The 20,688-nt window shown below is 48.2% G+C and carries 17 protein-coding genes and 1 pseudogene; 7 read left to right on the plus strand and 11 right to left on the minus strand.

The genetic code is table 11. The annotated features are described in order from the left end of the window. Positions 1-33 precede the first annotated feature (33 nt). On the plus strand, positions 34-1,374 hold the full coding sequence (locus ACFODW_RS11495) for a YjiH family protein (protein ID WP_390306537.1): 1,341 nt from the start codon (positions 34-36) through the stop codon (positions 1,372-1,374). Positions 1,375-2,003: 629 nt separating this feature from the next. Here ACFODW_RS11495 and ACFODW_RS11500 read toward each other — a convergent pair. Both ACFODW_RS11500 and ku read right to left on the minus strand, forming a co-directional pair. Next, positions 2,004-3,005, minus strand: coding sequence for an acyltransferase family protein (locus tag ACFODW_RS11500; protein WP_390306539.1), 1,002 nt, complete (start codon positions 3,003-3,005; stop codon positions 2,004-2,006). A gap of 327 nt (positions 3,006-3,332) precedes the next feature. Then, complete coding sequence (gene ku, locus ACFODW_RS11505) at positions 3,333-4,190, minus strand: non-homologous end joining protein Ku (RefSeq protein ID WP_390306541.1); 858 nt, start codon at positions 4,188-4,190, stop codon at positions 3,333-3,335. 154 nt (positions 4,191-4,344) lie between these two features. Between ku and ligD the strand changes: the two genes are divergently transcribed. Further along, complete coding sequence (gene ligD, locus ACFODW_RS11510) at positions 4,345-6,135, plus strand: DNA ligase D (protein WP_390306543.1); 1,791 nt, start codon at positions 4,345-4,347, stop codon at positions 6,133-6,135. Positions 6,136-6,207: 72 nt separating this feature from the next. Here ligD and ACFODW_RS11515 read toward each other — a convergent pair whose 3' ends face one another. The 3 genes and pseudogenes from ACFODW_RS11515 to ACFODW_RS11525 form a co-directional block, all read right to left on the minus strand. Next, positions 6,208-6,648, minus strand: coding sequence for an OsmC family protein (locus ACFODW_RS11515; RefSeq protein ID WP_390306545.1), 441 nt, complete (start codon positions 6,646-6,648; stop codon positions 6,208-6,210). A gap of 84 nt (positions 6,649-6,732) precedes the next feature. After that, positions 6,733-7,087: pseudogene (locus tag ACFODW_RS11520) on the minus strand (DUF488 domain-containing protein). 304 nt (positions 7,088-7,391) lie between these two features. After that, entirely contained in the window at positions 7,392-9,128 is a 1,737-nt protein-coding gene (locus tag ACFODW_RS11525) for a phospho-sugar mutase (protein ID WP_390306547.1), read from the minus strand. A 219-nt stretch (positions 9,129-9,347) separates the two neighbouring features. Between ACFODW_RS11525 and ACFODW_RS11530 the strand changes: the two genes are divergently transcribed. Together ACFODW_RS11530 and ACFODW_RS11535 are read left to right on the plus strand one after the other, a co-directional pair. Further along, entirely contained in the window at positions 9,348-10,451 is a 1,104-nt protein-coding gene (locus ACFODW_RS11530; RefSeq protein WP_390306549.1) for an AI-2E family transporter, read from the plus strand. A gap of 73 nt (positions 10,452-10,524) precedes the next feature. After that, entirely contained in the window at positions 10,525-10,704 is a 180-nt protein-coding gene (locus tag ACFODW_RS11535) for an SE1832 family protein (protein ID WP_390306857.1), read from the plus strand. A gap of 173 nt (positions 10,705-10,877) precedes the next feature. Here ACFODW_RS11535 and ACFODW_RS11540 read toward each other — a convergent pair whose 3' ends face one another. Continuing rightward, entirely contained in the window at positions 10,878-12,743 is a 1,866-nt protein-coding gene (locus ACFODW_RS11540) for a cation:proton antiporter (protein WP_390306551.1), read from the minus strand. A 244-nt stretch (positions 12,744-12,987) separates the two neighbouring features. Between ACFODW_RS11540 and brnQ the strand changes: the two genes are divergently transcribed. Continuing rightward, the gene (gene brnQ, locus ACFODW_RS11545) at positions 12,988-14,295 is read left to right on the plus strand and encodes a branched-chain amino acid transport system II carrier protein (protein ID WP_390306553.1); all 1,308 of its coding nucleotides are present in this window, start codon (positions 12,988-12,990) and stop codon (positions 14,293-14,295) included. A gap of 409 nt (positions 14,296-14,704) precedes the next feature. Beyond that, entirely contained in the window at positions 14,705-16,846 is a 2,142-nt protein-coding gene (gene recQ / locus ACFODW_RS11550; RefSeq protein WP_390306555.1) for a DNA helicase RecQ, read from the plus strand. Positions 16,847-16,924: 78 nt separating this feature from the next. Here recQ and csaA read toward each other — a convergent pair whose 3' ends face one another. The 5 genes from csaA to ACFODW_RS11575 form a co-directional block, all read right to left on the minus strand. Beyond that, on the minus strand, positions 16,925-17,254 hold the full coding sequence (gene csaA / locus ACFODW_RS11555) for a chaperone CsaA (RefSeq protein ID WP_390306557.1): 330 nt from the start codon (positions 17,252-17,254) through the stop codon (positions 16,925-16,927). After that, entirely contained in the window at positions 17,181-17,426 is a 246-nt protein-coding gene (locus tag ACFODW_RS11560; RefSeq protein ID WP_390306559.1) for a DUF6958 family protein, read from the minus strand. The genes csaA and ACFODW_RS11560 overlap by 74 nt, the downstream gene beginning before the upstream one ends. A gap of 144 nt (positions 17,427-17,570) precedes the next feature. Beyond that, positions 17,571-18,500: a DMT family transporter gene (locus ACFODW_RS11565; protein WP_390306562.1), complete on the minus strand. Its 930-nt coding sequence runs from the start codon at positions 18,498-18,500 to the stop codon at positions 17,571-17,573. Next, positions 18,476-18,715 (minus strand): hypothetical protein, encoded by a 240-nt coding sequence (locus tag ACFODW_RS11570; RefSeq protein WP_390306564.1) that lies wholly within the window; start codon positions 18,713-18,715, stop codon positions 18,476-18,478. Before ACFODW_RS11570 ends, ACFODW_RS11565 begins: the two co-directional genes overlap by 25 nt. 100 nt (positions 18,716-18,815) lie before the next feature. Next, positions 18,816-20,060 (minus strand): aminopeptidase, encoded by a 1,245-nt coding sequence (locus ACFODW_RS11575; protein WP_390306566.1) that lies wholly within the window; start codon positions 20,058-20,060, stop codon positions 18,816-18,818. A 212-nt stretch (positions 20,061-20,272) separates the two neighbouring features. Between ACFODW_RS11575 and ACFODW_RS11580 the strand changes: the two genes are divergently transcribed. Continuing rightward, entirely contained in the window at positions 20,273-20,608 is a 336-nt protein-coding gene (locus ACFODW_RS11580) for a winged helix-turn-helix transcriptional regulator (RefSeq protein WP_390306568.1), read from the plus strand. Positions 20,609-20,688 lie beyond the last annotated feature (80 nt).

A 20,688-nucleotide genomic window follows, 5' to 3' on the forward strand; every position in this document is an offset into this window, starting at 1 on the left:
GGATAAGAAATCAAACCTAAGGAGACCTACATCATGAGTACCCAAACTAAAAACCAATTGAAATTTATACTGCCATCTCTGATCGGCATTTTCCTATTTATGTTCCCTTTTCCGATAGAGGACGGCATTACCATACCCATCGCCATACTCGCCGGCTATGTGCAGGATCTATTAGCCGGGCAATTATCGCTTATAATGATGATTATTATTGTAGTCACTGCGATTATGACTGTTTACGCAAAAATCGGCGGCAAGGATGCTCTCGCCAGAACTCCTTTCTTCCAGAACCTTTTCCATACCAGCTGGTTCTGGACGGGGACACGAGTGCTTGCAGCTGTTTTCGCAATTATGGTCTACTTCGGTCTGGGACCGGAAGCCGTTCATGGCCCGAATACGGGACAACTGCTGCTGGATGACCTTCTGCATGTGCTGTTCGCCGTCTTCCTGTTTGCCGGGCTATTCCTGCCGCTTCTGATGAACTTCGGGCTGTTGGAACTATTCGGTACACTGATGACCAAAATCATGCGCCCTTTGTTCAAACTGCCTGGCCGGGCATCGATCGATTCCCTGGCATCCTGGATCGGCGACGGAACCATCGGGGTTCTGCTTACAAGCAAGCAGTATGAAGAAGGATATTATTCCAAGCGGGAAGCTGCCGTCATCGGTACGACATTTTCCATTGTATCCATCACCTTCTCCCTGGTGGTCATCGCAGAAGTCGGCCTGGAGCATATGTTCATCCCATTTTATCTGACTGTATTTGCAGCAGGGCTTGTTGCGGCCCTCATCATGCCGCGGATTCCACCGCTATCGAGAAAATCTGAATCCTACATCCGCGACGACGCAGAAGGTATCGATGAACAAGTACCGGAAGGAGATAATCTCTGGACTTTCGGCTATAGAAAAGCACTGAATCGTGCCAGCAAGGAAAACAGTGTCTATAAATTCTTCAAAGAAGGCGGGCAGAACATCCTTGATATGTGGATGGGAGTAGCCCCGGTCGTTATGGCTTTCGGCCTGGTCGCCTTGATCATTGCTGAATATACACCAGTTTTCCAATGGCTCGGCACACCATTTGTCCCGATTCTGGAACTGATGCAGGTGCCTGAGGCAGAAGCAGCTTCAGAAACCATGCTGATCGGGTTTGCCGATATGTTCCTGCCGGCGATATTGGCTTCTTCCATTGAAGCGGAGATCACCAGATTTATTATCGCTGCCCTGTCGGTGACCCAGCTGATCTACATGTCCGAAGTCGGCGGACTGCTGCTTGGTTCCAAGGTGCCAGTCAATTTCAAAGACCTGGCGATCATCTTCCTGCTGCGTACCATCATCACGCTGCCGGTCATCGTACTGATCGCACACTTCATCTACTAGGATATGGATGGAAATAGAGATAAAACTTTTTGAAAATATAACACCTTTAACACGCTATTCCTAACGGTAATAGCGTGTTTTTTTTTTGGTGCCACACATTAGAGTTAGCCGCCTCTTCTCACGTGGGTTAATTGGCTTCTGCAGATGCTTTTGTGAAAGAAGGAAATTAGTGATTGAGATGGTAAGGTCTACATTTGGGTAGTGGAGACAATCGCTACGGAAATATACTCCGCTTTCCACGGGCGGCTGGTGAGCCTCCTTGTGCTATCGCACTGCGGCGTCTCGCCTAGGCCTTTCCTCCCGTAGGAGTCTCCGTATATTTCCTACGCTGGTTTAGGTGCTTCGTTCATCCTTTGAGCTTAATTCTATAGCAAATCCGCTTCAAAGAAGATCACGTCCTTAATTTCTGGCTCTTTATCAATTAGTATAAATAAATCCCTGGTAGGTAAGATTTTAATTCGCTTCGGAATTGTTAAGGAAGACAGGAGTAAATTAGGGGTGTTTGGCCACTTCAAGGCAGGCGATATCATACAGCCAAATGGTTTTTCCTTACCAAATGAAAACAAGGCTGGACACATTCAAAACACTTCTGTCCCAGCCTCGTTTTTTATTTATAAGGATCTTTTCCATCAAACCGTTGTACTATTTCCTTTGCCCAGTTTCTTCAGCATGGTGAATTTCCCCTCTATCATTGGCTGCCATAAGCCGACAATCGGCCTGCTGGAGAGCAGGAGCACTATAAGCGCTGATATAGCTGCAAGCCCAAGCACATCAAAGACATTATTCACTTTGAATAAATCTGCCGCACGGAAAAACTGGATAAAAAAGCCATGCAACAGGTATACATACAATGTCCTCGTTCCAATGTCCGTGTACCATGTATGATGCTTCGGCACCCAGGCGAGCACGCTGATGGTCATCAATACGGCAGTAACGTATACTACAAAACGGAAGAGACCGCCAGCCTCGGCTGCCCCTAACTGCCCGTAGGATTTAGAAGCAAGCAGCCATCCCGAAGAAAAGTCCGGTGCGAAGTAAATGGCCACAGCTACGATAGCCATGATTCCTATGGAAGCAATTTTTACCCCCTGCCGCTTCACCTGCATGATTTGCTTTTCCGATGTCCAGTAACCGGTCAGGAAAAACGGAAAGAATACAAATGTACGGGATAGGCTGAAGGTATGGCCGATATCTCCGAAATACCCGACAATCAATCCAATCTGTACGGCCAGCAAAATACTCAAAGGCGCTGGTATCTTTTTAAACCAATAGAGGAGCATATGCCAGCAGAACAAACTGAACAGGAACCAGAGCGACCAATGAGGGTAAAACAATCCATTCAGCCAATCATCATTACCAATTAGGAAAAAGTAGCCCGTGTATAGCGTTTGAAATATGAAATAAGGAAGCAATAACTTCTTTGCCAGCTTCATTACATACCCTTTGTTTCCGTAGCCTTTCGCAAAAAATCCGGAAAGCAGAATAAAAGCTGGCATGTGGAACGTGTAGATCCATAGGTACAGCGTATTCATTCCCTGTGATTCGCTGGTAAACGGCTGAATAATATGCCCGAACACCACTAGAAAGATCAACAATACCTTCGCATTATCAAAAAAAGCATTTCGTTCCATGGAAATCCATCCCTTTAGTATAGTAAGCAAGTCGTCATACCCTCACTATACCCTTAAAAAAACGTAAATATCTATGCATCTGCCTATTTTTAGCGAGATGTTAGGAAGATGTAACTGAATTGAAAAGTATATGGCATAAAAAAGGAATAGACTGAGACTTCGATGGATTGATTCTACCACTTTATTCAATATTTTGCCTGGTTAAAAGGGATCTCTCCCCTTCCAACGTTCCAACACTTCCCTGTTTTTTACCGGGTACTGGTATTGCTAATCCAGCCTTGCCCACGCACATTTCTTCCAAGCAAAAAGCCTCCACAGGGGGAGGCTTTAAGTTGCAGCTTTCTTCTTTTTGACTGCTTTTTCTTTTGTTTTCGGCTTTGGCTGGGGTGGTTTCGGTTTATCCTGTTTGGCCCGGTCAAGGGAAGCCTGCAGGGCATCCATCAGGTTGGTTGCCGCATCTGGTGCCGGCTTTCCTTCTGGTGCAGCTGTTGCCGTATAGTCCTTGTTGTTCTTTTTATCCTCAATCAATTCAAGCAATGCAGTGCGGTATTCGTCCGTATATTTCTCCGGATTGAATTCCGTGGTCAGCTGTTCGACCAGCATTTTAGCTGTTTCCAGTTCCTTTTCATCCGTTTTGCCTTCTTCCGGAACGTTCGGCACGTCCTGCACGTCTCTGACTTCATCTGGATAATGGATGGTCTCCGCCACCAGGGTGTTTTGGTAGACCCGGATGACTGCCAGCTGTTCCTTGGAGCGGATGATCATTTTGGCAATCCCGATTTTCCCGCTATCCGTGAGGGCGCTCCTGAGCAGACTATATGCTTTGCTCCCGCCTTCATTCGGTGAGAGGAAATACGTCTTCTCAAAATAAATGGGATCAATTTCCTCCAGCTTCACAAAATCGACGATCTCCACCGCCTTATCCTCCTGCTCCTTCTGCAGGGCCTTCAGTTCCTCTTCCTCAAGGATGACAAATTTATTTTTTGCATATTCATATGCCTTTACAATATCGTCGTTATCCACTTCTTTATCACAAACCGGACAGGTCTTCTCATATTTGATCGGAGACTGGCATTCCTTATGCAGCTGCCTGAGTTTAATATCTTTATTTTCGGTGGCGGCATGCATCTTTACAGGGATATTAACAAGCCCGAAGCTGATCGTCCCTTTCCACATCGTATGCATGGCTATTACCTCCCTTTCTCCCTTAGTCTGCCGATCTGGAGGCATCTTATCCGATCCGCGGATTATTTTTTTGTTCTTAGCCACCCTAAGAACAAAGGCATGGCCTGTGCGCAGCAAATCAATTTCGCCATTGCTAAAAAAGGGGGCATTCGGAATGGATATCATGAAACCAATTCCCAGTACAGAACTGCCACTTGGCGACGAATGGATATATGAAGTGAAATATGACGGCTTTCGCTGCCTGGTCGAATGGGAGAAAAATGGAGATATCCGGCTGATCAGCAGAAATCATAAGGACCTTACAGGATCATTCCCCGAAGTCAAGGAAAGGTTTTTGTCAGCCAAAGGCTCGGTGGAGGACTTGCTTCCATTGAAGCTGGATGGTGAACTGGTCATCCATAACACTCCCTTTCAAACAAACTTTGCCCGCCTTCAACAGCGCGGACGCCTCAAAAACCTTCCCGGAATCCGGGCAGCTGCTGCAGAAAGGCCGGCCACCATTCGCATCTTCGACATCCTGGAAATGCGGGGAAGTAATCTGCAGAAAACACCTCTGTCCGAACGGAAGCAATTCTTGGAAGAAGTTCTTTCCAGACTAGGGATAGAAGGAGTGGAGGCAGACCGAAATCCCGACCGCATCTGGAAAAAGCTTGCGAAGCATCGGGGAGAAGGGCTTGTCGCCAAACGGCTGGGCAGCACCTACCAGGACGGCAAAAGCCATCGTGACTGGTATAAGATCAAAAATTGGCGAAGCATCCAAGGGTTTTTGACCAGCTACCAGCCGGAAAATGGCTATTACACGGTCGGTGTATTCGATCAAGAGGACATCCACATCATCGGTAAATGCAAGCACGGATTGGATACAGACGCCTCCCAGACATTAAGAGAAATTTTTACATCGCGAGGAGAAAAACAAGGCGGTGCTTTTGTACTCCCGCCGGCCATTTGCGCCAGCATTCACACCCTCGACCTCTACAAAGGTGAACTGAGAGAACCGGAATTTGCCGCCCTCATGCCGAATATGCCACCGAAGGACTGTACCATCGAGCAGCTTCAGCTGGATATGGCCATGCTCCCTGAAACGGTGGAGCCCACTAATACAAGCAAACTATTTTGGCCCGACAAAGGCTATACAAAAGGAGACCTGCTCACATATATCCGAGAGATGGCCCCATATATGCTTCCCTTTTTGGATGACCGGGCCCTGACGGTGATCCGCTGTCCGGACGGAGTGGAATCAGAGCATTTTTTCCAAAAACACCTGCCTGCCTATGCACCTGATTTCGTCACAGGAATTCCTGCCGGGGATGAACAACTGATGGTCTGCGACAGTCTGGATTCATTAGTTTGGTTCGCCAATCATGGCGCTGTTGAATACCACATCCCCTTTCAACTGATACAGAAGGACACACCGCTGGAGATTGTTTTTGACCTGGATCCTCCTGACCGTGGCAAATTCCACCTCGCCATCAAGGCCGCCCTGCTCATTAAGCCGCTGCTCAATGACTTGGGCCTGGCCTCGTTCGTGAAAACCTCCGGAAATAAAGGGCTGCAAATCCATATCCCGATCCCCGAGGACACCGTGACCTACCAGGAGACCGCCGTATTCACACAAGCCATTGCCTGGACGGTGGAAAATGCCCATCCGGATTTATTCACGACCGAGCGGATGAAAAACAAGCGAAACGGCAGATTATATATTGACTATATACAGCACGGAAGAGACAAAACATTGATTGCGCCCTATTCACCAAGGATGACAAAAGACGGAACCGTCGCCGCTCCGCTCTTTTGGAAGGAAGTGAAGGAAGGATTGGACCCAGGCAACTTCACCCTGGAGAATACCGCTAAGCGGGTTCGGGAATTAGGCTGTCCGTTCCAAGATTACCGGACAGCAGGCGAAACACAGAAGATGGACCGGATGCTGGAACTCATCAAGTCCTGACCCCATAACGAAGCAGGGATACCGGCCACTTACAATAATAAAAAAACTCCCCCGCGCGGAGGAGTACATTCATTAACTTAGAGCCGGTTCCAGCTCCATTTCGACATTTCCCTTTATTGCCCGGGAAATCATGCAGCTTTTCTCTGCTTTTTCGACAAGCTTTTTCAACTTTTCATGCTGATTGCTGTCGGCATTGCTTTTCAGGGAAACCGTGGGACGATGGATGATTTTCTTATACGTAAACACACCATTTGTTACATCAATGATTCCCTCTGATTCCAGGGACATTTCATCCAGCGGCAAGTCCGCCCGCTCAATCATCGCCGCAAGGGTTATGATATAGCAGGTGGCAGCCGCTCCCAGCAGCATTTCATCGGGATTGGTGCCAACCCCGGGCCCGTCCATCTCAGGGGGAATGGAAATCTTTGTTTTCAGATTGCCTGCTTCCATATAACCGTCGCTGTTCCTGCCGCCCGGCCAGTCTGCTTTCAAATGAAAATGATGTTCTGCCATGTCTATCACCTCTTGATACTATTTTAACCTATTGGCAGGGATTGGTTAAAGCAAATAAGCGACAGCGGCAGCCGCTGTCCCCCGCTACTTGCCCTCCAGCATTTCCTTCAGTACGACCGCTTGATTATGCTCCGTATCCTTAGCGGCATATAGCAATGTCACATCCTGCTCCTTTTGCCATGCTCTTCAATTCTTCCCAGGCCCTAAGCTGTTCCCCGTGGTTCAACTCCTGCTGATACTTTCTACGGAATTCTGGGAATTTCTCTGGATCATGGCTAAACCATTTCCGCAAATCCTTCGAAGGAGCAACTTCCTTTAACCAATGATCCAGCTTCGCATCCTCCTTGGACACGCCCCGCGGCCAAACCCGGTCCACCAACACTCGCACGCCATCATCCCTTTCATAACCATCATAGATTCTTTTCGTTTTCACAGTCATTGGAATCCTCCTTAAGTGGTACTCTTTTCAGATGATATCCAGGGCGTGCTGCTGATTCATCTCTGTTCCGGCTGATTTCACGCTCCAGCTGCCGATACCCCTCCGCACCTGACGATTTCTTATCTGTAAAAAATGACTTTCGCCGACAGGCAAAAGTCATTTTTCGATAAAGTTCTCGCAAACAACGTACGTTGCCACTATAAGCCGGGGATATTCACTCGTCATTACGACTTATACTGTACTGCGCTCCCTTAGGGAATGTCTGTGTATCTATTAAATAATGACTGTCAATCGCCACTCGGGATTAAGACCGGGTTATCTGGCCGACCGCCTCATCCAGTGCCTGCTTGATATCATTCAATTTATTCCGGCTGTCTTCCTTGCTGCTTCCACAAACGCCATAATAGTACTTGATCTTCGGCTCGGTTCCGGACGGGCGAAGACATACCCAGGCATCTTCATCGAGGATGAACTTCAGCATATTTTCTCTAGGCAGGGAGATTTCCTCTTTCCGCCCCTCTTCTACAAGTGTCCGTTCACCTGCCAGATAATCCTCAGTCTGCTTGACAGAGAAGCCTCCAATTTCCTCAAATGGCTTGTTGCGGACCGCTTCCATAATGGAGGCGATCATTTCTGAGCCTTCCTTCCCTTTTAGCGTTAAAGAGGACATGCCTTCTAGGTAATATCCATGTTTTTCATAGATATCATCCAGTGCTTCCAGTAATGTTTTTCCCTGTTTATCCCAATAATATGCCATTTCACAGGCCATTACGGCTGCTTGGACAGCATCCTTGTCTCTCGCAAAACTGGAGATCAAGTAGCCATAGCTTTCTTCAAAACCAAAGATGAATGTCTCCCCGCTGGAGTCAAACTCATGGATTTTCTCCCCAATGTATTTGAATCCTGTCAGTGTATCAATCGTCTTGGCTCCGTAGGAATCGGCAATGGACCGGCCAAGCTCCGTAGTGACGACCGTTTTCACCAGTCGTGCTGTCTTCAATACATGCTCATCCGTATGGGTAAGGAGATAATCAAGCATCAAGGAGCCCAGCTGGTTTCCGGTGAGAACCTGATACTCCCCTGCTTTATCCTTTACGGCTACACCGAGGCGATCTGCATCCGGGTCAGTTCCAAGCAGTATGGCCGCATTGCTCTCCTGCCCTTGTTCGATCGCCATGGTGAATGCTTGATGTTCTTCCGGGTTAGGGGATTTCACCGTGGAAAATTCCGGATCTGGCTCTGCCTGTTCCTTGACCACGCCTACATTGGTGAAATTAAGCTGGTCCAGCCCTTTCAATACGAGGTCATGAGCGGTTCCGTGCAAGGGGGTGAAAACAATCCCCATTTCCTTCTTGCGCTCCTGCTCTTCTTCCTCCAGCTTGGTGATTTGTTTCAGCCTCTCCAAGTATGCATGGTCCACTTCTTCGCCAACCCAGTTTATCAGCTCTTCTTCCTCCAGCTCGTCCTGCTCCAGATATGGGACTGTCAGCTCATTTTCCGTCCGGCGGATTTGTTCGATGATCTCATCTGCTTCCCCGGGTGTAATCTGTCCCCCGTCCTCGTTATACACCTTAAAGCCATTATATTCCGGAGGGTTGTGGCTGGCTGTGATCATGACACCTGCTACGGCACCTAGATGGCGGACAGTGAAAGACAATAGCGGCGTCGGCCTCAAGGACTTGAACACATAGGCTCTGATGCCATAGGATCCTAACACTTTGGCTGTTTCAACAGCAAATTCCCTTGACATATACCGGCAGTCATAGGCCACGGCCACACCACGGTCCCGCACATTGACACGGTTGGCAAGCAGGTGGTTGGCAAGCCCATTGGCGGCTTTACGCACCGTATAGATATTCATTCGGTTCGTTCCCGGACCGAGGATTCCGCGCATCCCGCCTGTCCCGAAGGTCAACTCCTGGTAAAAAGCATCCTCCAAAGCTGCTTCATCATTCTGTATATCCGCGAGTTCTTTCTTTAAAGAAGGATCAAGATTTTCGTATGTATTCCATTTTTCATAGACTGCTTCCCAATTTGACATCATCATATCCCCCATTACATATATATGTTCAGATTTTAACACACTTCCACCCAATATTCTATGCACCAGTTTAAGCGCTTGCTAAATAGGTTATATTACTAAGAGTTTCTCTAAATGCAGTACTTGAGGTATGATAGATAATAAGAGAAACTTCCATCAGCGGGTACGGATCTCCGCCCCCTGAATCCATGTCAGCCATCGAAATCTTACGACGAGGTAGTGATTGTATTGATACATAAAAAATGGTTCCATGTTATGACATTTCTGATTATGCTGTTCCTCTTGATCTGGCTGGTTTCCATCACCGACTTCATTTTCACGCCAGTGGTCCAGTTGATTGGTGCAGTCGCATTCCCAGTCATTGGGGCAGGTCTGCTTTTCTATCTGTCCAAACCGGTAATGCATTTCTTCGAGAGGTTAAAAATCAACCGGGTCGTATCTATTATTCTAGTGTACCTCCTGATTATCCTGCTAGTGACTTTATTTATCCTGTATATCTGGCCGATTGCCCAGAGGCAGGTGGCCAACCTGTTGGAAGCCATTCCAGGAATGGTGAGGTCCGTGGAGGATTTCATCGATTACTGGCAAGATAACTATTCCTTGCTGCCGGCACCTGTGCTGAATGCCATCAATGACTTTACAAACAATCTGCCGACTATCATCGAAAACAGCCTGAATAACTTGGTGAGCGTGGTCGGAGGATTCCTTGGCCAGTTGTTCACCATCATTGCGGGGCTTGTCCTGGTTCCGTTTTTCCTTTTCTTCATGCTGAAGGATGACTATAAACTGGTTCCGTTCCTCACCCAGTTTTTCACCCCAAAGAAGGCGAAAAACCTGCGCAGCCTTCTGGAAAAAATCGATCATGTACTTTCTGCCTTTATCCAGGGCCAGCTGATTGTCAGCCTTTTCGTCGGAATCATGCTGTTTATCGGCTATTTGATCATCGGCCTTGATTATGCGCTGACCTTGTCCCTATTCGGGCTGATGATGAATGTTATACCTTTCATCGGGCCATATATTGCTGTTGTGCCCGCATTGATCGTCGGGGGCATCCAGGACCCGATGAATCTTATTTGGGTGTCAATCATCATGCTGGTTGCCCAGCAGATTGAAAGCAATCTGATTTCGCCGAATGTCATGGGTCAGGCATTGGACCTTCATCCATTGACCATTATCACCGTCATCCTGGCTGCTGGAAGCATTGCCGGGTTCATCGGAATTGTGTTCGCCGTACCATTCTATGCAGTGGCCAAGACAATTATTGTACATTTTTATCAAACCTATACGGAAAGCAGGAAGAACGAGAAAGATGCCTTGATCTAATACTTCCTAACCCCTTGTCCTGTCTACATCCCATCGGCTAAACTGATAGATAGAGAGGGGAATGGATATGACAATTTCTAAAAAGGAACTTGAGGCTAAACTGGCGGAACTTAAATCCGATTATGTCCGGATACAGAGTGATCTGGATAAACTGGAGTACGTGAAAGGAAGAGTTTCCTCCGCCGAAGGGCAGCTGATCCGGCTGGAAGGGGAAATAGCAGAAGTGAACCGGCAACTAGAAGATATGGAATAAGAACAATAGCATTTGGACCCAGTCAGCGACGCCATAAAGGGAGACGCCGATGCCCGTCCGGTTCGCTAAATGTAAAGGTAAGTACATCCGGTCCCTGCGATTGGACCTGCCATTGTTAATCAGCAGTCCTTAGCAACAAATAAGAAGCGTGAAGCCAATCGGCTTCACGCTTCTTATTTGTTTTGATTATTATTGTTGCTGTTAGCCCGCTGGTTTTCCAGCTTTGCTTGGATTTTCGCTTTTTCTTTGTTCGGCGGTGTCAGGCTGATGATGGTATCGCCGATCGTCGGCACAGTCCGCATCTCTTCCGAATAGAATTTCAGCATTCCGGACGGCCGAAGCAGATAGAGAAATACAGTTGCTTCATCCTTCTCCTTGAGATAATCCTGATAGGTGAATCTCTCTCGCAATGTCGTCTTGCGGAATACATATCCTTCATTCAACTTGTCATTGAGAATCTCCATCGGGAACTTTTTATCGAACAGAATCCGTCCACCGACTTTGGAAACCATCGCACTCGATCCATCTTCATACGGTCTGTATGGACTTACTTTGAATACATTCATCCGCCCGTATTCCGGAATAAATGTAGTACAGATTAGTGCATTATATGCATTGTCATCTGTTGCCGCAATCAGATAGTCATATGGCATTGTGTCGAGATTGTATTCGGTCTGTTCCGACAGCATGCTTCCATGATAGAAAGGAATCCCCGCTTTTCTGGCAAGCCGAAGCCTTTCCCAGGAAGAATCGACAATCAACACCGGAACATCGGATGTCTGTAGGGAATTGGCCAGACGGACGGTAAATTGATTGCTGCCAACAATCAACACACCTGGTGTACCCTCCATGGACAGTCCCAATTTCTTTGCCAGCCAACTGATGGAGAATCCATGTGCGACAACCGTGAAGATTACTAAAGCAAAGGTGAGGGCTGTCAGAAGATCCGCATCCTCATAGCCGGAAGCCATCAGCACTGTGGCGAAATATCCGGAAACCGTCAGGGCAACAATTCCCCTTGGTGCGATCCAGCCTACCAGCGCCTTTTCCCTAAAGGTCATTTCCGTTCCTATGGTCGACAGGAAGATGGATAATGGGCGGACAATGAACATCATCAGCAATACATATCCGATAATGTTCGGACTGAAGATCTGATAGAGGGTCTCCCTTTCCAATGAAGCTGTCAGCATAATGAATATCGCTGAAATCAGCAACACGGACACATTTTCCTTAAAATGACGCATATCGGATATCGAGCTTATCCCCATATTGGCAAGGGTGATACCCATTGCAGTCACGGAAAGCAGCCCGGTTTCATGCATGATTTCATCTGCGACGGTGAAACACAAGATAACTACCACAAAAACAGCTGGAGACTTCAGGAATTCAGGAATATGGCCGGTTTCGAACATCCAGCCGATCCCCTTCCCGCAAAGCCAGCCGAAGATAGCGGCAAATATCGAAGCGGCAAAGAAGAGTACCAGCAAAGTTCCATCCGGATTTTCTGCCGTCATGAAGGTAATGATTTCAAACGCGAATACCGCCAGCAATGCACCGATAGGGTCTACAATGATACCTTCCCATTTTAATACTTTTGCTGGTCTAGGTTTCAGTTTGGACTGGCGGAGCAGTGGCATGATTACTGTCGGGCCTGTCACGATGAACAGCCCGCCGATAACAAATGCCACCGCCCAGGACAGCCCGGCGATATAGTGGGCCGTCAAAGAACCGAGGATCCAGGCAATAAATGCGCCGACCGTAGAAATACGGAAAATCGGTTTCCCAAGCCCTCTCAATTCTTTGAAGCTGAGGTTCAAACTCCCCTCAAAAAGAATAATTGCTACTGCCACCGAAATAATCGGACTATATAAAGCTCCAAAATTCTCCTCTGGATGGATGATCCCGAGTATCGGCCCTGCAAGCAGGCCGGTTGCAGCCATGATGACAATGGCCGGCAGCCGATACCGCCATGCAACCCATTGAGAGCCGATCCCGAGGAGAAGTACGAGCATAACCTCAAATAAAAGCGAAGGTACCATGAATAACCCTCCATTTCCCAGTTTATATAACAGATATTCTATAGGTGATGAAGTGGGATGTAAACAAATTTATCCTTATCAGCAATAATGGGTATGATCTTATTTTTCACCCAATTTAAATTAATTATTGACAGACATCAAAGGCATTGTTAGGATTAATTCTTGTTTGAAAAAAATCGCATAGCGGTCCTATGCGCATTATTGTCTGATTATAATGAAAAATACGGAAGGGAGTTTCTCTTTGATGAGAAAAGATATATTTACTATTGGTTTCATGCTGTTCGCCCTTTTCTTCGGCGCCGGCAATTTGATCTATCCACCGGTACTCGGCATGGAAGCCGGTACTGCCTACTGGCCGGCCATTACCGGTTTCATCCTTACTGGTGTCGGCCTGCCGATTCTGGCGGTTACTGCTATTTCCTTTGTAAAGAATGACGCGAGGGAACTGGCTGACCGGGTACATCCCCTGTTCGGCCTATTGTTCACCTCTACGGTCTATCTGGCCATCGGTGCCTTCTTTGGCATTCCCAGAGCAGCTACCGTCGGTTATGAAATGAGTGTGCATCCCTTTACCGAGGGAGCTTCCAACACGCCATTAATCATTTTTACCGTAGTTTTCTTCAGCCTTGTCTATCTAGTCAGCTTGAACCCCTCCCGAATGGTGGACAGAATCGGGCAGTACCTGACCCCTATCCTGCTTATTGCTATTGTCGGCTTGAGCATAGGGGCATTGCTGCTCTTCGACAATCCGGCCGCATCACCTAAAGGAGATTATGGGAGCACTCCGTTGTTCACAGGATTCCTTGAAGGATATCTCACGATGGATGCCATTGCTGCCCTTGCCTTTGGAATAATTGTTGTCAATGCTTTTAAAGATCGGGGGTATGACTCACCGAAGCAGTTGGTATCGGCCACCTTGAAAGCTGGGATTGTCGCGGGAATCGGCTTAATATTGGTCTATAGCGTCCTCGGCTGGATCGGTTCCAAGATGGCATTGCATGGCTCTTTTACTAACGGCGGCAATATCCTTTCCCATGCGGCCGACATGATTTTTGGAAGCTTCGGAACCCTGCTCCTTGGTGTAATCGTCGCTCTGGCCTGCTTTACCACATCTGTCGGGCTGGTTGTCGCCTCCGGGCAGTTTTTCGTCAAAGTCACTCCATTATCGTATAAATGGATCATCTCCATTGTGACACTTGCCAGCTTCCTTATTGCCAATCAAGGGCTTGAGACGATTATCAGTATATCTGTGCCGGTACTGACGTTCATCTATCCGATTGCCATCGTATTGATTCTGCTGACATTCATGGACAAGCTGTTCGGCGGCAGACGAGGCGTCTACCGCGGAGCCATTTTGTTGACAGCCATCATCAGCCTTTATGACGGGCTGACGGCATTCGGCCTCGAACTTGACCAAGTTGGCCGAATTCTGCAGTTACTGCCATTCTTCAGCATTGGCCTTGGCTGGCTGCTCCCTGCAGTCATCGGCGGCCTTGCCGGCTTCTTCCTTTCCGGCAAAGAAGAAAGCACACCGGACCGATTTGCTAGATGAAAATAAGGTTGGTGAATTAAACTGTTTAACTAAGGAAGGCATACAATCCACTATATTAGCGGAGGAAACATACGCAGACTCCTACGGGAGGAGAGGCCTAGATGAGACACCGAAGTGCGATAGCACTCGGAGGCTCATCAGCCGCCCGTGGAAAGCGAAGTATGTTTCCGAAGCTGGTTGTCTCCACTAAACAAGATTCCGGGAAATGTTTATTTAAATTATTGTGAGCGGGTTGATCGATCTATTGCCCGCTCACAAATTTTCCATTAAAGTATAGATGCAAGCTGAACGTGGCTATCCTTGTGATTGAACAACTCACCCCCTTCCCCATCCAAAAATTCTCCCAATCTATCCGTTTAAAAAGAAAAATATGTTAGGATTAATCTAGTAAAAAGGAGGGCCAGCGCCGATGCTTGTAAAAGAAGAAGAAATCCTGAAAACGTATTTTGGCTATGAAACTTTCCGCCCTGGCCAAAAGGAGACCATCGAACATATCCTCAAACTGGAAAACACACTGGCTGTCATGCCTACAGGTGGCGGGAAGTCCCTGTGCTACCAGATTCCCGGCCTCTCCCGCAACGGAACCGCCATCATCATATCCCCGCTAATCTCCTTGATGAAGGACCAGGTAGATTCGTTGAATTCGCTAGGAATACCCGCTGCCTACATAAACAGCTCCCTGACTGCCGCTGAGCAGCAGGATACACTCGCAGGCATCGCTGCAGGTGAATACAAGTTTGTCTATGTGGCACCAGAGAGGTTTGAATCCGGCCGGTTTGTTCAGGTCATCCGGAATATTCCCCTTTCCCTGGTCGCCTTTGACGAGGCACACTGCATATCCCAATGGGGGCATGACTTCCGTCCGAGCTACCGGTCGATCATCAGCAACCTGAAACAGCTATCCAATATTCCTGTCTTCGTTGCGCTTACCGCAACGGCAACAGAGGAGGTCATCGGGGACATTCAGAGTCTGCTCCGGATGGACCACGTGGTGAACACCGGTTTCGAGCGAGAAAACCTGTCCTTCCATTTGATAAAGGGGAGGGATCGAAGCAGTTATATCCGCTCCTTTCTTGAAGAGCACCCGGAGGAATCCGGGATCATCTATGCGGCCACCCGCAAGCAGACGGACAGCCTATATGCCCAGCTATCCAGCAGGGGCGTGCCTGTGGCCAAATACCATGGCGGCTTGTCTGAAGAGGAAAGAAAGGAAGCGCAGACTGCCTTTATCCATGATGAAAAGCCTGTGATGATTGCCACCAATGCATTTGGCATGGGCATCGACAAATCCAATGTAAGGTACGTCATCCACTATGCGATGCCAATGAATATCGAGTCCTACTACCAGGAGGCTGGCCGGGCAGGGCGGGACGGTGAGCCGAGTGACTGTATCCTGCTGTTTTCCCCGCAGGACATCCAGCTGCAGAAATTCCTGATTGAACAGTCGATGATGGAAGATGAGGCTAAGCAACTGGAATACCGGAAGCTCCAGGCGATGATCAATTACTGCCATACCCACGGCTGCCTTACCTCCTTCATTCTGGATTACTTCCATGACGATGCATCCAGGGAAACATGCGGGCGCTGCAGCAACTGTGTGGAGCGGCAGGAGAAAACCGATCTTACCACGGAAGCACAAATGATTCTTTCCTGTGTCAAACGGATGGGGGAACGATTCGGCGTGGGGATGACCGCCAAAGTGCTGAAGGGCTCTGGGGACAAAAAACTGAAGGAATTCGGCCTAAAATCCCTCACCACCTATGGCATCCTCTCCGCCTATACCGAACGGGAACTTACGGAATGGATCCATTTCCTGATCGCTGAGCAGCTTCTCGATACAGAAGAAGGGCGCTTTCCGATTCTAAAACTGAATCGCAACTCGGTCGATGTGCTGAAGGGAAATAGGAAGGTGGAGATGTTCACCGCACCGATTCCATCCAGTGACGAAGCAGATTACCAGGAAGACCTGTTCCTGTCCCTGCGAAATTTACGGAAGAAGCTGGCTGATGAACGGGATGTACCGCCATATGTCCTCTTCTCCGATGCTACATTGAAAGAACTGAGCCGCTACTTCCCGATTACCGAGGAGGATATGCTGGACATTAAAGGGGTGGGTGAGAAGAAGTTTGAACAATATGGACAGGAGTTCCTCACATGCATCCAGGAATGGCGCGAGCAAAACCCTGACGTGAAGAGGAAGATCCGGATCTCGGACGCTCCACAGCCAAAACGGCCGCAAAAGAAAACAGAGGATGACCGCCCTAGCCACTTGGGAAGCTATCAAATGTTCCAGTCCGGCAAATCCTTAAAGGACATTGCCGCCATTCGCGAGTTATCGCCACAGACCGTAGAAGTACACCTGTTCAAGGCATTCAAAGAGGGCTACCCCATTGCTTGGGAAATCTTTTTCACTGAGGAAGAGGAAGCCCGCATCCTCGCAACAAAAGAAGAAGTGGACGAGCCGAAGCTGAAGCCGCTGAAAGAGGCACTTCCCGAGGGATATGATTATACAAAGATAAAAGCCGTCCTGGTGAAGAACAATCTTATGTAATGGATATACAGGCTTATGGCCTCATCATTACAGCCCACATGCAAACGCCATGTCCTCCATTTTGGACATGGCGTTTTTTCAGCTGACCGGCGTACCATTCTTCACCCGCTCATCCGGCCGGAGCAGCACGACATCACCTTCTTCAGGCGTACCTCCAAGCACAAGCACCTCTGATTTGAAGCCTGCCACGCGCATTGGCGGAAAATTTACCACTGCCGCCACCTGACGGCCAATCAGCTGATCTGGTACATACCTATTGGTTATTTGGGCGGAGGACTGCTTTACTCCAAGCTCCCCAAAATCTATTTCCAACTTGATGGCCGGTTTACGGGCCTCAGGAAATGGTTCCGCCTTGATTATCGTCCCAATACGTACATCCAATTTGCCAAAATCCTCTATTGTCGCCATACCGTCTCCTCCTTCTACTACTCACTATTTTGCACCAATGCAATATCTGCGGGCTGCCGCTGTTCACCCGCTGGATGATGCCCCGGGCTTCCAAGTCCAGTTTGACAGCTGTACAATGCCAGGACGGCGAGCCTTTAAAGTTTCCCTTCAGCCTGCCTGTTACAGCTTCCATTTGAAAGTGATCTGCCCTCGCTCTCCAATCACTTCCATTATCGTTTCTTTTACTATTTCATCGTTCTTAGCGGAAATGCGTGCGCCTTTCTTTTCGGGACCCAGATTCAATAGCTAGATTTTTTCTGCCAATACATCATTCCCCCTATACCTTTCTCGTTTTCCTGTTTAATCTCCTGCTGCCTGCCCTGGATGTCAGCATAACGCCCATCATCACCAGTATTGCCCCAGCCAGCTGGGCCGATGTGATTTCTTCCCCAAGCCACAAATAGGCCCCTGCCATGGTCACTACCGGCAGGAAGTTCAGGAACACAGATGCCCTAGAAGGCCCCAGCTCCCCTACTGCATGATTATACAAAATAAGGGCGATAAACGAGGGGAATATCCCTAAGTACAACAGGCCGCCAATCTGCCTCCATTCGAACACAGGAATACCTGTTATCATCCATTCTGCCAGCATGAGAGGAAATAATACGCCTAAAGAAACAGCACTCATGACAAACAGGGCTCCATACGCGGGAAAGTGATGCATATACTGCTTGACACAGATGGAATAGACAGCCCACGAAACAACAGCTGCCAGCATGATTGCGTCCCCTGCGTTCCACCCCATACCACCAGCAACAGAAACATTCCCATCCAGAACTACCCAAACGGCGCCAAAAAAGGACAGCACCACACCGATCCACTGCAGACCATACAGCTTTTCCTTCAATATGACAGCACTTAACAGTACCGTCACTACCGGGATGGCCGTCTCCAAAACCGAAACCTTTGTGGCGGTAGTATAATTCAATGCCCAGTAAATGAAGGTGTTAAAAAAGGTGATTCCGGTAACCGTCATCAAAAGGAATGGCTTCCTATAAGCGAAAAATGTTCCCCGGTACTGCCACGCCCCTTTCAAGCCGAGCGGCAGCAGAACCACCACTGCCACCAATAAACGAAAAAACGCGATTGTAATAGGCGGCAACTCGTTCAGCGCTTTTCCCATCAGGATATTACCTGCATAGAAAACCACCACAAGCATCATGAACAAATAAGCATAAATGGTTAGCCTCCTCTCCTGGTAAAGCATACGGCCGATTTCTCGTGCGTGCTGCCGATAGAGCCCTGCTCCGGCCGATATTCACCGCGTGATGCCGATATATTTTCTGTCCGAGCGATTTCCCGGCCTGGTGCCGATAAGGCCCCGCTCCGGCCGATACCCACCGCGTGATGCCGATATATTTTCTCTCCGAGGGATATCCCGTGCCTGATGCCGATAAGGCTCCGCTCCGGCCGATATCCCATGCGTGCTGGATATCTCCTGAGCCACCGCCGATATCGCAGCCCGCTCCTTCCCCCATATAAAACGCCATGCCCCTATCCAGGGCATGGCGGTGTAGCTACCTTAATTTCCTTTTACGTCAAGTGCCCAGGTTCCTTTACGGAATACTGCTTCTTCGGTTCCATCTGCCTTGATACCGTCGATGTCCAATTGATTCGAACCGATCATGAAATCAACATGGGTCAGGCTGTCATTGATGCCATGTTGATCGAGCTGTTCATCATTCATGCCTGCTCCCCCTTCTACATTGGTAGGATAAGCTTTTCCTAGCGCGATATGGCAAGAGGCATTCTCATCAAATAAAGTATTGTAGAAAATCAGCCCAGACTGGGAAACTGGTGATTCATCCGGCACAAGGGCGACTTCTCCCAGACGCTTGGCTCCTTCATCCGAATCAAGCAGATGCCTGAGCGTCTCTTCACCTTGCTCTGCTTTGAAATCGACTACTTTCCCATCCTTAAAGGTCAGGCTGAAGTTATCAATCAGGCTTCCCCCGTAATTTAGCGGCTTGGTGCTGGAAACCGTACCATTCACCCCATATTTATGCGGCAGGGAGAAGACTTCTTCTGTCGGCATGTTCGGATTGAACGTCACCCCTGTTTCGGCTTCTGCGGATCCACCCTTCCAAATATGGCCTTCAGGCAGCTCCAACTCCAAATCGGTCCCCGGAGCCTTGAAAATCAGCTTTTTATATTTCTTTTCATTCAGTACTTCACGGGCTGTTCGAAGTGTCTCATTATGGGATTTCCATGCGGCAATCGGGTCCTCCTGGTCGACACGGACAATCTTCACGATTGCATCCCATAGACTTTCGATGGCATCCTCCCTTGATTTATCCGGAAAGATTTTCTGTGCCCAGTCACCGGTCGGGATGGAGATGATGGACCATGGAATCTTATCGTTCATGGTGTACTTGCGGAAATTCTTCATTGCCTCTGCTGCTGCTTTATTCGCTTTGGCTACACGCTCTGGATCGATATCCTTGAGCAGATCAGGGTTGGTGGAACGGATATTCAGCACGGCCGCTCCATCTTCCGCAAAACTGTCATGGAGCTGTACCTTCCATTCCGGAAAGCTGGCAATGACCTCATCCGGGGCATTTTCATATTTCAACAGGGCCAGTTCATCATCCACCCAATTGATATGCACATTTTTCGCTCCCATTTCATAGGCCTTCCGAGCCACGATTCTAGTAAAGTCCGCCCCCTCTATCGGTGCATTGATCATCAGTGCCTGGTTTTTCTGCAAATTGACTCCAGTACGTAATGCTAATTCAGCATATTTCTCCTGTGTCTGCTGGCTTACCATAATTCTACCTCCAGAAAGTTGAGTTTGTAACGTCATTATTTCACAATCGATAACAATTTTCCAAAGTAATCCATCAGGTAGTACTTTTTACCCGAAAGTTTACGTTCTTGAGCGAATATGTTACTATAGATGGACAGTTATAATAAGTAACTACAGTTCAGTCAGTATAGATGTAAGCCGAATGGATACCATGTACAGAGTGAGGTGAAATCATGGAAAAACTATGTCCCCGTTTTGAAAAAGCCATGGGCCTCTTAAGCACTCGCTGGGTCGGCCTTATTTTATTCGACCTGCTGAAAGGCACCAAGCGATTCTCCGAGATGGAGGCAGATCTTCCCATCAGCGGACGTTTGCTCTCCGACCGACTGAAAATGCTCGAGAAAGAAGGAATTGTGGAACGGACCATCTACTCCGAATTCCCTGTCCGTATAGAATATTCTCTTTCTGATAAAGGAAAGGCTCTGGAACCTGTCATCAGGGATATCCAGGATTGGGCCGAAACCCATATTACTCAGGAAGAAGTGCAAACAGACGAACAAAATGTATAAAGTACCCAGGAGGACTGTCATAACAGCCTCTTTTTTTATTCCTTTTTAAAAAGCCGGAAAGCTTGTAATCATAGAGCTTT

It is taken from the genome of Virgibacillus sediminis, assembly GCF_042643265.1.
Taxonomy (GTDB): Bacteria; Bacillota; Bacilli; order Bacillales; family Amphibacillaceae; genus Virgibacillus_O; species Virgibacillus_O sediminis.

Bases quoted from the DNA above. Each gene is read 5' to 3' on its own strand.
- ACFODW_RS11495 (WP_390306537.1), top strand. From the start codon at position 34: ATGAGTACCCAAACTAAAAACCAATTGAAATTTATACTGCCATCTCTG.
- ACFODW_RS11500 (WP_390306539.1), bottom strand. From the start codon at position 3,005: ATGGAACGAAATGCTTTTTTTGATAATGCGAAGGTATTGTTGATCTTT.
- ku (WP_390306541.1), bottom strand. From the start codon at position 4,190: ATGCATACGATGTGGAAAGGGACGATCAGCTTCGGGCTTGTTAATATC.
- ligD (WP_390306543.1), top strand. From the start codon at position 4,345: ATGGATATCATGAAACCAATTCCCAGTACAGAACTGCCACTTGGCGAC.
- ACFODW_RS11515 (WP_390306545.1), bottom strand. From the start codon at position 6,648: ATGGCAGAACATCATTTTCATTTGAAAGCAGACTGGCCGGGCGGCAGG.
- ACFODW_RS11525 (WP_390306547.1), bottom strand. From the start codon at position 9,128: ATGTCAAATTGGGAAGCAGTCTATGAAAAATGGAATACATACGAAAAT.
- ACFODW_RS11540 (WP_390306551.1), bottom strand. From the start codon at position 12,743: ATGGTACCTTCGCTTTTATTTGAGGTTATGCTCGTACTTCTCCTCGGG.
- brnQ (WP_390306553.1), top strand. From the start codon at position 12,988: ATGAGAAAAGATATATTTACTATTGGTTTCATGCTGTTCGCCCTTTTC.
- recQ (WP_390306555.1), top strand. From the start codon at position 14,705: ATGCTTGTAAAAGAAGAAGAAATCCTGAAAACGTATTTTGGCTATGAA.
- csaA (WP_390306557.1), bottom strand. From the start codon at position 17,254: ATGGCGACAATAGAGGATTTTGGCAAATTGGATGTACGTATTGGGACG.
- ACFODW_RS11560 (WP_390306559.1), bottom strand. From the start codon at position 17,426: ATGGAAGCTGTAACAGGCAGGCTGAAGGGAAACTTTAAAGGCTCGCCG.
- ACFODW_RS11565 (WP_390306562.1), bottom strand. From the start codon at position 18,500: ATGCTTTACCAGGAGAGGAGGCTAACCATTTATGCTTATTTGTTCATG.
- ACFODW_RS11570 (WP_390306564.1), bottom strand. From the start codon at position 18,715: ATGGGATATCGGCCGGAGCGGAGCCTTATCGGCATCAGGCACGGGATA.
- ACFODW_RS11575 (WP_390306566.1), bottom strand. From the start codon at position 20,060: ATGGTAAGCCAGCAGACACAGGAGAAATATGCTGAATTAGCATTACGT.
- ACFODW_RS11580 (WP_390306568.1), top strand. From the start codon at position 20,273: ATGGAAAAACTATGTCCCCGTTTTGAAAAAGCCATGGGCCTCTTAAGC.